The organism is Pseudomonas sp. FSL R10-2189 (genome assembly GCF_009600325.1).
Lineage (GTDB): Bacteria > Pseudomonadota > Gammaproteobacteria > Pseudomonadales > Pseudomonadaceae > Aquipseudomonas > Aquipseudomonas helleri.
Genome location: NZ_WIVZ01000158.1, coordinates 1 through 279, shown reverse-complemented (window position 1 = coordinate 279; position 279 = coordinate 1). Strand labels below are relative to the sequence as shown.

1 protein-coding gene is annotated in these 279 nt (G+C 59.9%); it reads left to right on the top strand.

All coding sequences use genetic code 11. The features are described from left to right. A partial coding sequence (locus GHO32_RS26600; protein WP_372239847.1) for a hypothetical protein occupies positions 1 to 226 on the top strand: 226 nt, incomplete at its 5' end. Positions 227 to 279 lie beyond the last annotated feature (53 nt).

Here is a 279-nt window from a genome sequence, read left to right as displayed (position 1 = left end):
GATCTTGGCCGCGAGCGGGGCCCTGTGGTGGACAGGGCAGACGGTGGCGGAGAATTTCCAGATCATCGAGCAGCAGAAGGCCACGATGGCCCGCGCCCAGGCTCTGGGGATGGAGTTCTACTCCGACGGAAAAGACGAGTACCTCCTCCTGCCCAAAGGGAAGAAGGCGTCCAGCGGGTGGAATTTCAAGGACCTAGGCCGAGAGGCCGTGAAGTTGGAGAAGTAGGCTATGACGGAGATCGAGAAGGCCTTGCTAGACGCCTTGGAGAGTTTACAGAG